The sequence below is a fragment of the Exiguobacterium sp. s163 genome (assembly GCF_018617135.1).
Classification (GTDB): Bacteria; Bacillota; Bacilli; order Exiguobacteriales; family Exiguobacteriaceae; genus Exiguobacterium; species Exiguobacterium profundum.
Genome location: NZ_JACSJN010000024.1, coordinates 1 through 216 on the forward strand (window position 1 = coordinate 1; position 216 = coordinate 216).

The 216-nt window shown below is 49.1% G+C and carries 1 protein-coding gene; it reads right to left on the bottom strand.

Annotated elements, in window-relative coordinates; all coding sequences use genetic code 11:
• The coding region (locus tag KNO71_RS17565) for a helix-turn-helix domain-containing protein (protein WP_214689707.1) at positions 1–104 on the bottom strand (104 nt) is incomplete at its 3' end.
• Between the last annotated feature and the right edge of the window lie 112 nt (positions 105–216).

The window sequence follows — 216 nt, forward strand, 5'->3', positions numbered from 1 at the left end:
GGCTGTCGCCCGAGCCGTCTCGCGATGGACCGGATGGACATCCCGAGCTCCAGATAGGTCTCTATTTTCACGCGTTCCGTTGTGGTAAGATGGGTGTAGCTCATGAGATTTCCTCCGTCTGAATGTGTGTTGTGGTGACTTCATTCTACACGAGGAAAGCGTCATGGGCTTTTTTGTGTTCACTTTGGGGTGTTGCACTTAATTTTATAATTCATC